Consider the following 9,727-nt stretch of genomic DNA (forward strand, 5'->3'; position numbering starts at 1 on the left):
GGGTCGGCGCGGCGCTCGTGGCGGCAGCCCTCGGGACAGCCGTCCTGTCCGGAATGCTCGAACGACGCTCCGAGGCGCGCCTGCTGGCCGTACCGGCTTGATCGCGGTCGGGGTGGTCCGGGGGAGGCTCCGGCGCCTCACCCTCTATCGTAGTTGACATAATGTGCATTATCGGACATTCGATGATGCAGCGAGCAGAGGCCGAGAGGGGTCACCCCGAGACGTACGCCGCCAGGTGCTCGCCCGTGATGGTCGACCGCTGCGCGACCAGATCGGCCGGCGTGCCCTCGAAGACGATCCGGCCGCCGTCGTGTCCGGCGCCCGGGCCCAGGTCGATGATCCAGTCGGCATGCGCCATGACGGCTTGGTGATGCTCGATGACGACGACCGACGTTCCAGAGTCCACCAGGCGGTCCAGCAGGCCCAGCAGGTTGTCGACGTCGGCCAGGTGCAGGCCTGTCGTCGGCTCGTCCAGGACGTAGACGCCGCCGTCGTCGGCCATCCGGGTGGCGAGCTTGAGCCGCTGACGCTCGCCACCGGACAGGGTCGTCAGGGGCTGGCCCAGGGTGACATAACCAAGTCCCACGTCGGCGAGGCGCACGAGGATCTTGTGGGCGGCGGGGATCCTGGCCGGGCCGTCTGCGAAGAACTCCTCGGCCTCGGCGACCGTCATGGCGAGCACCTCGCTGATGTCCTTGCCGCCGAGCCGGTAGTCCAGCACGGACGCGTCGAACCGGCGGCCCTCACAGACCTCGCACGTCGTTGCGACGCCGGCCATGATCGCGAGATCGCTGTAGATGACGCCGGCACCGTTGCAGCCGGGGCACGCGCCCTCGGAGTTGGCGCTGAACAGCGCGGGCTTGACGCCGTTCTCCTTCGCGAACGCCTTGCGGATCGGGTCGAGCAGCCCGGTGTACGTCGCGGGGTTGCTGCGCCGCGAGCCGCGGATCGCGCCCTGGTCGACCGTCACGACGCCGTCACGGCCGGCGACCGAGCCCTGGACCAGCGAGCTCTTGCCGGAGCCGGCGACTCCGGTCACGACGACCAGCACGCCGAGCGGGATGTCGACGTCGACGTCCTGCAGGTTGTGGGTGTCGGCGCCCCGGACCTCGAGCACCCCGGTCGGTGTCCGGACGGTGCCCTTGAGCGTCGCACGGTCGTCGAGGTGGCGGCCGGTCACCGTGTCGCTGGCCCGCAGCCCCGCCAGGCTCCCCTGGTAGACCACGTCCCCACCGCCGGTGCCGGCGCCCGGGCCGAGGTCGACGACGTGGTCGGCGATCGCGATCGCCTCGGGCTTGTGCTCGACGACGAGGACCGTGTTGCCCTTGTCGCGCAGCTGCACCAGCAACCGGTTCATGCGTGCGATGTCGTGCGGGTGCAGCCCGATCGTCGGCTCGTCGAAGACGTACGTCACGTCGGTCAGCGCCGAGCCGAGGTGGCGGACCATCTTGGTCCGCTGCGCTTCACCGCCCGACAGGGTGCCGGCGGGGCGGTCGAGGCTCAGGTAGCCCAGCCCGATCTCGACGAACGAGTCGAGGGTCGCCCCCAGCGCCTCGAGCAACGGCGCGACCGACGGCTCCTCGATCCCCCGGACCCAGCCGGCGAGATCACTGATCTGCATTGCGCAGACGTCGGCGATGCTGGTGCCACGGATCGTGGACGACCGGGCCTCGGCGCTGAGCCGCGTCCCCTCGCACTCGGGGCACGTCGTGAACGTGACCGCCCGCTCCACGAACGCCCGGATGTGCGGCTGCATCGCGTCGACGTCCTTGGCCAGGAACGACTTCTTGATCTGCGGGATGAGGCCCGCATACGTCAGGTTGATGCCCTCGACCTTGATCTTGGTCGGCTCGCGGTGCAGCAGGTCGTCGAGCTCCTTGGCGCTGAACTGTGCGATCGGCTTGTCAGGGTCGAAGTAGCCGCAGCCGCGGTAGATGCGGCCGTACCAGCCGTCCATGCTGTAACCGGGGATCGTGATGGCGCCCTCGTTGAGCGACTTGGAGTCGTCATAGAGCGCGGTCAGGTCGATGTCGTTGACCGCTCCCCTGCCCTCGCAGCGCGGGCACATGCCGCCGAGGATGCTGAAGCTCCGCCGCTCCTTGGTCGTGCGGCCGCCCTTCTCGAGGGTCACCGCACCGGCGCCGGAGATCGAGGCGACGTTGAAGCTGAAGGCCTGGGGCGGGCCGATGTGCGGCGTTCCGAGCCGGCTGAACAGGATCCGCAGCATCGCGTTGGCGTCGGTGGCGGTGCCGACGGTGGACCGGGGGTCCCCGCCCATGCGCTCCTGCCCGACGATGATCGCGGTCGTGATGCCGTCGAGCACATCGACGTCGGGACGGCCGAGAGTCGGCATGAAGCCCTGCACGAACGCGCTGTAGGTCTCGTTGATCAGCCGCTGCGACTCCGCCGCGATGGTGCCGAACACCAGCGAGCTCTTGCCCGAGCCGGACACGCCCGTGAAGACCGTCAGGCGGCGCTTCGGGATCTCGACGCTGACGTCCTTGAGGTTGTTGACCCGCGCCCCGTGCACCCGGATCAGGTCGTGCTGGTCGGCGGCGTGCTGGTGGGGGCTGCTCACCTACGTGATCGTGCCACGGGGTGAGCGCCGACCTCCAGCGGACGCGACGACGGCACCGACCCGTCAGGATCGGTGCCCGTCGTCGGGGCGTCGGGTCAGGCCTGCTGGCCGAGCCCGAACTGCACCGAGCCGTCCTCGTCCACCTGGGCGTCGAGGACCTTGTCCCTGAGCAGGTCGGAGGCTGCACCGTCGAGGAACACCCGGGCGCCGTCGGTGTCCACGACCTCGTCGCCGGGCTGCGGGGCCGGCACGGGCGTCAGCGTGAGGCTGCCCCCGTCCCCCTGTTCCGCCTCGCTGATGCGCAGTCCGGAGCGGCCCGAGTCGGGCACCGCCTCGGCGATCTTCTTCACGATGTCGGCTGCGTTGTCGGTCAGGGTCAGCATGTCGTTCTCCTGTTCGTCAGTGGCGTGGCCAAACCTCCACACTGCCAGACGTGCTGCCAGAAGCAAGTCTGTGTGGCGAGCGTCCTCGCCGCAACGATCAGCGAGGTGCTCGCGTTCGGGTCGCGCCCGGTGGCCCCACGTACGCCATGATCAGCGCGGTCATCTCGTCGACGAACGTCGCCCGCGGGATCGACGGGCGCTCGAGGACGTATTGCACCGTGAGGTGCTCGACCAGCCGGACGACGATCCACGCCGACGTGGCGGGCTCCGCCACGCGGGTCTGTGACTTGTTGATCGCGAGGTAGGCCGCGACGAGGTCACCGATGCGTTGCTCGAGGTCGGCGGTGCGACTCCCCTGCCGCGACCGCGGGAGCTCCTCGACGACGAGTCGGAGGAACTCGACACTCTCCTCCAGCGCGTCCAGCAGCCCGTCGAGCGTCGACCGGACCAGGGCGGGCCCGCGCTCGTCGAGCCGATCGGCCAGCACCGCGGTGAGCCGCGTCGAGAGCTCCGCGGAGTAGCGGTCGACGACCGCCGCGAGGATCGCCTCCTTGCCCGGGAAGTACTGGTACAGCGAGCCGGGGCTGATCCCGGCCTCCTCGGCAACCCGGTTGGTCGACGTCTTCTCGTAGCCGTCGCGCAGGAGGACCCGCTGACCCGCGGCGATGATGCGCTCGACCATCGCGCGGGAGCGTTCCTGCTGCGGCGTGCGGCGCAGGTCGGTGGGGATGCGGGAACGGGCCATGACGCGAATTGTATGCGAGCAATTGCTCGTGTCATGCTCCGGCACATGACGATCGACACAGGACAGGTGCTGCCGACCCGCTTCCGCGCCCAGGAGGCCCGCGGCGCGAGCATCGGCCGGGTGCTCAAGGCCGTCGCCCGGGTCAAGGAGGTCGACGAGGACCTGATGGGCCTCATCGGCCGGCGACTCATGGAGCGGGACGAGCTGGGCGCCGACGTCGCGCGGGCGATGGGCGCACCCGGGGACCAGCGCGTGACGATGGCGCAGATCCACCGGGCCGTCGCCGAGGGGATCGACGCCGTGCCCGACACTCCCCCGGCCCTTCGTGCGTTCTTCGAGCACGTCGAGACGGTGCCCGCGTGGGTCGACATGGACCTGGTCAACGAGGGGGCCCGCATCTATCGTCGCTACGGCCGCAATGCCGCGGACGTCCTGCTGCAGCTCTCGCTCATCGGCGGCTACCGCTTCGGCGGGCCCACCGACCTCCTCGTCGCGACCGGGGGGCTGAGCGGCGACATGACGATGCGCCGCCTGGGCGAGACCCAGAAGTGGGGCATGGCGATCTCCGAGCACGACGCAATGCGGCCGGGCCACGAGGGGTTCCGCGTGACGGTGCACGTCCGGCTGATGCACGCGCTGGTCAACCGTCGCTTCGAGACCGGCGACCGCTGGGACGTCGGGCGGTGGGGGCTGCCGATCAACCAGACCGACCAGGCCGCGACGCTGGGCCTGTTCAACGGCACCCTCCTGCTCGGGGTCAGGGCCCTCGGCGTGCGCGTCACCCGGGCCGACTCCCGTGCCGTGATGCACCTGTGGAAGTACGTCGGCTGGCTGATGGGGGTCAACGAGGACTGGCTGTTCGACGAGGAGCGCGAGCAGCACCGGTTCAGCTATCACGTGCTGCTCGCCCAGGACGGTGTCACCGAGGCGGGTCCGCAGCTGTCCAACGCGATCCTCGACGCCCAGCTGCAGCTCCACCACCGGCGCTTCCCACGGATCGCTCGGGCGTACGAGCGGGCCCGCCTGCTCAGCATGCTGCGGGTGTTCCTCGGGCGGCAGGGACTTCGCGACCTCGGCCTCCCGGTCCGACTCCCCTGGGCCACCGCGGCCCTCGTGCCGCTCAACGTCGTGCGCTACCACGTCCTCGGACGTACGTCGTGGGGCGAGGCGCGACTCCACCGCCGGGCCGCACGGGCCCGCGAGACCCTGACGTTCCGCTACTTCGGTCCGGACGAGGCGGAGATCGGCCGGCTCCCGACGGGATAGCCGGTTGGCCGGGGTCTAGGGTCTGGCGCATGACGGACCGAGCCGCAGAGTCGTCCCGCCCCTCCGGTGACCATCGGTCACCCTTCGACCGATTCGTGGAGGCGGCCTACCAGCACGTCAGCCGGGCGCCGTTCTTCGCGCTGGTCGTCGTGCTGGTCCTGGTGTGGTTCGCCAGTGTCCCGCTCTGGTCGGACCTCAAGGCGTGGCAGGTCGCGCTGCACACCGCCGGGACGATCGTCTCCCTGTTGCTCCTGGTGCTGCTGGAGAACGCCGGTCGGCGCACCGAGGAGGCCGCGCAGGAGAAGCTCAACGTCATCGCCGAGGCGCTCGCCGACCTGATGGAGTCACGGGCGCTGGACGATCCGGGGCTGACGGCGTCGGTCGAGCGGCTCCGCGAGGCGGTCGGCCTCGAGGAGCGTCACTGAGCCCGCTCAGCTGTCGGTCGCGCCGCCGCGGGACACGACCGGGGGCTCGGTCGATCATGGGAAGTTGATCCACCGGTCGGTGCGGCGCCAGGCGTAGTCCGCCGTGATGATCGATCGCGGCCCGCGCTCCCGAACAGCTCCCAGGTCAAGATTCTCGCGCTCAGGCATGGCGCCATCGTGCCACCTTCGGGCCGGGCGTCAGGGTGCCGGTGCAAGATGGGGGGCATGCAGATCACCCGCTTCGGCCACGCCGCCATCCTCGTGGAGGCCGCCGGCACCCGTGTCCTGGTCGATCCCGGCAGCTTCAGCGCCGACGAGACATTTGCGCTGGAGGGGCTCGACGCGATCGTCGTGACCCACCAGCATGCCGATCACCTCGACCAGGCCCGGGTCCCGGGCCTCGTCGAGCGCAACCCGGGCGCGGTCCTGGTCTGCGACCCCGAGACGGCGTCCCTGGTCGAGGTCGGCGAGTGGGTCGTCAACGCCGAGGGGCTGGAGACCGTCGTCAAGGGCGTGTCGATCCGGGGCGTCGGGCAGGTCCACGCCGAGATCCTGCCGACGATCCCCCGCATCGCCAATGTCGGCGTGCTGGTCACGGCGGCCGACGAGCCGGTGCTGTTCCACCCCGGCGACACCTACCAGCACGCGCCGGAGGGCGTCGACGTGCTGGCCCTCCCCCTGTCCGCTCCGTGGGCGAAGTCCAGCGAGACTGTCGACTTCGTGCGTCGTGTGGCACCCTCGATGATGTTCCCGATCCACGATCGGACGATCTCCGACATCGGCTACGGCATCTACTGGAGCCAGGTCTCGGGACACGGCGGCGTCGAGGACGCGCGCCTGCTGGGTCAGACCGACTCCACGAGGGTCTGACGACCGAACATCCATACCCGCAGGGGCTCCCGTGCGGCGAATTGAGATATCTCATATCTGAGATAAGGTGGACGACATGACTGTGCGCGAAGACTATCTGGGCCGTATCGGAGCACTCATCAGGGACGCACGACACCACAGTGGTCTCACGCAGGCCGAGCTCGCGACCGAGCTCAAGACCAGCCAGAGTGCCGTCAACCGGATCGAGCAGGGGCAGCAGAACCTGACTCTCGACATGCTCGCCCGCATCGGCAGCGCCCTGGACTCCGAGCTCGTCCGGGTCGGCACGTCGGGCCCCAGCCACCTGCGTGTGGCCGGCGGGACGAAGCTCTCCGGCGCGATCGACGTCAAGTCCAGCAAGAACGCCGGCGTCGCGTTGCTGTGCGCGTCGCTGCTCAACGCCGGCACCACGATCCTGCGCAAGGTCGCCCGGATCGAGGAGGTCAACCGCCTCCTCGAGGTGCTGACCTCGATCGGCGTCAAGGCGACGTGGCTCAACGAGGAGAACGATCTCGAGCTCGTCGTCCCGGCCGAGCTCGACCTCGCCGCGATGGACGCCGACGCGGCCCGCCGCACCCGCAGCATCATCATGTTCCTCGGCCCGCTGATGCACCGCTACGACGACTTCGAATTGCCCTATGCCGGCGGCTGCGATCTCGGCACCCGCACCGTCGAGCCGCACATGACGGCCCTGCGGCCGTTCGGGCTCAAGGTCGTCGCGACCGAGGGCAGCTATCACGCGACCGCGGCCGAGGGGGTCGGCCCGGAGCGGCCGATCGTCCTGACCGAGCGTGGCGACACCGTGACCGAGAACGCGCTGCTGGCCGCCGCCCGCTACGACGGCGTGACCGTGATCCGCAACGCGAGCCCCAACTACATGGTCCAGGACCTGTGCTTCTTCCTGGTCAAGCTCGGCGTCGGCATCGAGGGCATCGGCACCACGACGCTGCGGATCACCGGCGCGACCGACATCAACTGCGATGTCGACTACGCCCCCAGCGAGGACCCGATCGAGGCCATGAGCCTGATCGCCGCGGCGATCGTCACCAAGTCGAGCATCACGGTCCGTCGTGTGCCGATCGAGTTCATGGAGATCGAGCTGGCGCTGCTCGAGGAGATGGGCTTCCAGTACGACCGCACGGCCGAGTACAGGGCCGAGAACGGCGAGACCCGCCTCGTCGACATCACGACGTACGAGTCGCAGCTCCACGCGCCGATCGACAAGATCCACCCCATGCCGTTCCCGGGCCTCAACATCGACAACCTGCCGTTCTTCGCGGTCATCGCGGCGACCGCGGAGGGCCAGACGATGCTGCACGACTGGGTCTACGAGAACCGGGCGATCTACCTGACCGAGCTCAACAAGCTCGGCGCGCAGGTCAAGCTGCTCGACCCGCACCGCGTCCTGATCGAGGGTCCGACGCACTGGAGCGGCGCCGAGCTGATCTGCCCGCCCGCGCTGCGCCCCGCCGTCGTGATCCTGCTGGCGATGCTCGCGGCCAAGGGCACCTCGGTGCTGCGCAGCGTCTACGTCATCAACCGCGGCTACGAGGACCTCGCCGAGCGGCTCAACGCTCTCGGCGCCCAGATCGAGACCTTCCGCGACATATAGGAAGCGTCGCCCCGGTGAGCCCCTCGAGGGCCTACCGTGGGCGACGTGCCCGGATACCTCGATCCTCCCCCGCTGGCCTTCGCCCACCGGGGTGGCGCCAAGACCGCCGGCAACGTCGGCATCGAGAACTCCCTCGCGGCGTTCAGCCACGCGTACGCCCTGGGCTACCGCTACCTCGAGACCGACGTCCGCACGACGTCCGACGGCGTGGTCTACGCCGTGCACGACGACCGGCTCGACCGGCTGACGGGCCGCGCCGACGCGGTCGCGGCGCTGACGTCGGAGAGCCTCGACCTGCAGCGGCTCGACCAGCGTGAGGCGTTCGCCCGCCTGGAGGCGATCTACGCGGCGTTCCCCGACGCACGTCTCAACATCGACGTGAAGTCCGACGATGCGGTCGAGGCGACCTGCGAGCTCGTCCGCACGCTCGGGGTGGCCGACCGGACGTGCCTCAGCTCGTTCTCGCACCACCGGTTGTCCCGGATCCGCGCCCTGCTGCCGGAGGTCGCGACGTCGGCGTCGAGCCGGGAGGTCGCCGGCCTGAAGTTCCTGCCCCCTCCCCTGCTGCGGCTCGTCGGAAGGCCCCGGGGCAGCTGCGTGCAGGTGCCGACCCGCCGCGGGCCGATCACCGTCGTCACGCCGCGCTTCGTCCGCCGCGCGCACCGCCTGGGGCTGCAGGTCCACGTCTGGACGATCGACACCGCCGAGGAGATGCGTCATCTGCTCGACCTCGGTGTCGACGGCATCATCACCGACCGGATCGACGTCCTCAAGGACGTGCTGGTCGCCCGCGGCACATGGAGGGATCCCGCATGACGAAGGGACAGGTCACGGTCCGGGCCAATGCCGAGCAGAAGGCGTGGTTCTTCTACGACTGGGCCAACTCGGCCTACATCACGACGATCGGGACGGTGCTGTTCGCGCCCTATCTGACGAGCATCGCCGAGCGGGCCGCCTGCGGCTTCGCCGGCGACGACGACCGCAAGTGCACCGAGAACCTGCACGTCCTCGGGCTGTCGGTGTCGGCCGGCTCGCTGGTGTTCTACGTCGTCACGATCGCGACGGTGCTGTCGGCGTTCGTCCTGCCGATCGTCGGCGCGATCGCCGACCGGGTCGAGTCCAAGAAGACACTGATGGCACGGCTCGCCTGGTCGGGTGCCGCGGCCGCGGCGCTGATGTTCTTCGTCACGGGGACCAACTGGCAGCTCGGCGCGGTGCTCCTGCTGGTGGCCAACCTGTTCTACGGGTCCTCGATCGTGGTCTACGACGCGATCCTCGTGGAGGTGGCCGAGCCCGACGAGCGCGACCGGATCTCGTCCCGCGGATGGGCGTTCGGCTACCTCGGAGGCGGGACGCTCCTGGCCCTCAACCTGGCGCTCGTGACGATCCTGCCGTTCGGGCTCTCGACCGAGATGGCGGTGCGGATCAGCCTGCTGTCCGCGGCCGCCTGGTGGGCGTACTTCACCCTGATCCCCTACCGCGGCATCAAGGACCGCCCACCCCGGGGCGTCGTGCCGGTCGAGGACGCGTCACTCCTGCAGCGCAGCTTCGGCCAGCTCTTCCGGACGCTCAAGGAGCTGCGCAACTACCCGCAGACGCTGCTGTTCCTCGTGGCCTACCTGCTCTACAACGACGGCATCCAGACCGTCATCTACTCCGCCTCGGTCTACGGCGAGAAGGAGCTGGGCTTCGGCACCAGCGTCCTCATCGCGACGATCCTGATCGTGCAGTTCGTGGCGTTCGGCGGTGCGTTGGTCTTCGGCCGGGTCGCCGCACGGATCGGCAGCCACCGAACGATCCTCTACGGGCTCGGCGTGTGGATCGTCGTGGTCTGCATCGGATTCTTCC

9 protein-coding genes are annotated in these 9,727 nt (G+C 69.7%); 6 read left to right on the top strand and 3 right to left on the bottom strand.

Features of this window, described 5'->3' with window-relative positions; genetic code table 11:
* Window positions 1-211: 211 nt before the first annotated feature.
* The 3 genes from JWQ91_RS01610 to JWQ91_RS01620 all read right to left on the bottom strand — a co-directional run bounded on the left by JWQ91_RS01610 (window position 212) and on the right by JWQ91_RS01620 (window position 3,706).
* Complete coding sequence (locus tag JWQ91_RS01610; RefSeq protein ID WP_297779901.1) at window positions 212-2,578, bottom strand: excinuclease ABC subunit UvrA; 2,367 nt, start codon at window positions 2,576-2,578, stop codon at window positions 212-214.
* Between the two features lie 95 nt (window positions 2,579-2,673).
* The gene (locus JWQ91_RS01615; RefSeq protein WP_297779903.1) at window positions 2,674-2,961 is read right to left on the bottom strand and encodes a Fe-S cluster assembly protein HesB; all 288 of its coding nucleotides are present in this window, start codon (window positions 2,959-2,961) and stop codon (window positions 2,674-2,676) included.
* Window positions 2,962-3,058: 97 nt separating this feature from the next.
* Window positions 3,059-3,706, bottom strand: coding sequence for a TetR/AcrR family transcriptional regulator (locus JWQ91_RS01620; protein WP_297779906.1), 648 nt, complete (start codon window positions 3,704-3,706; stop codon window positions 3,059-3,061).
* Between the two features lie 45 nt (window positions 3,707-3,751).
* Between JWQ91_RS01620 and JWQ91_RS01625 the strand changes: the two genes are divergently transcribed.
* From JWQ91_RS01625 to JWQ91_RS01650, 6 genes are all read left to right on the top strand, one after another.
* Window positions 3,752-4,972 carry an oxygenase MpaB family protein gene (locus JWQ91_RS01625; protein ID WP_297779910.1) on the top strand — a complete coding sequence of 407 codons (1,221 nt, stop codon included), beginning with the start codon at window positions 3,752-3,754 and terminating at the stop codon, window positions 4,970-4,972.
* A gap of 29 nt (window positions 4,973-5,001) precedes the next feature.
* Entirely contained in the window at window positions 5,002-5,397 is a 396-nt protein-coding gene (locus tag JWQ91_RS01630; protein WP_297779912.1) for a low affinity iron permease family protein, read from the top strand.
* Between the two features lie 225 nt (window positions 5,398-5,622).
* Window positions 5,623-6,267, top strand: a complete 645-nt coding sequence (locus JWQ91_RS01635; protein WP_297779915.1) for an MBL fold metallo-hydrolase — start codon at window positions 5,623-5,625, stop codon at window positions 6,265-6,267.
* Window positions 6,268-6,343: 76 nt separating this feature from the next.
* Window positions 6,344-7,879, top strand: coding sequence for a UDP-N-acetylglucosamine 1-carboxyvinyltransferase (locus JWQ91_RS01640; protein WP_297779918.1), 1,536 nt, complete (start codon window positions 6,344-6,346; stop codon window positions 7,877-7,879).
* A gap of 45 nt (window positions 7,880-7,924) precedes the next feature.
* Window positions 7,925-8,695, top strand: a complete 771-nt coding sequence (locus JWQ91_RS01645; protein ID WP_297779921.1) for a glycerophosphodiester phosphodiesterase — start codon at window positions 7,925-7,927, stop codon at window positions 8,693-8,695.
* The coding region (locus JWQ91_RS01650) for an MFS transporter (RefSeq protein WP_297779924.1) at window positions 8,692-9,727 on the top strand (1,036 nt) is incomplete at its 3' end. The genes JWQ91_RS01645 and JWQ91_RS01650, both read left to right, overlap by 4 nt.

Origin of the sequence: Aeromicrobium sp., assembly GCF_025965075.1 — a bacterium.
Classification (GTDB): Bacteria; Actinomycetota; Actinomycetes; order Propionibacteriales; family Nocardioidaceae; genus Aeromicrobium.

What these genes read in the sequence shown, in the direction of transcription:
- JWQ91_RS01615 (WP_297779903.1), bottom strand. Translation starts at nt 2,961, where the DNA reads ATGCTGACCCTGACCGACAACGCAGCCGACATCGTGAAGAAGATCGCC.
- JWQ91_RS01620 (WP_297779906.1), bottom strand. Translation starts at nt 3,706, where the DNA reads ATGGCCCGTTCCCGCATCCCCACCGACCTGCGCCGCACGCCGCAGCAG.
- JWQ91_RS01625 (WP_297779910.1), top strand. Translation starts at nt 3,752, where the DNA reads ATGACGATCGACACAGGACAGGTGCTGCCGACCCGCTTCCGCGCCCAG.
- JWQ91_RS01630 (WP_297779912.1), top strand. Translation starts at nt 5,002, where the DNA reads ATGACGGACCGAGCCGCAGAGTCGTCCCGCCCCTCCGGTGACCATCGG.
- JWQ91_RS01635 (WP_297779915.1), top strand. Translation starts at nt 5,623, where the DNA reads ATGCAGATCACCCGCTTCGGCCACGCCGCCATCCTCGTGGAGGCCGCC.
- JWQ91_RS01640 (WP_297779918.1), top strand. Translation starts at nt 6,344, where the DNA reads ATGACTGTGCGCGAAGACTATCTGGGCCGTATCGGAGCACTCATCAGG.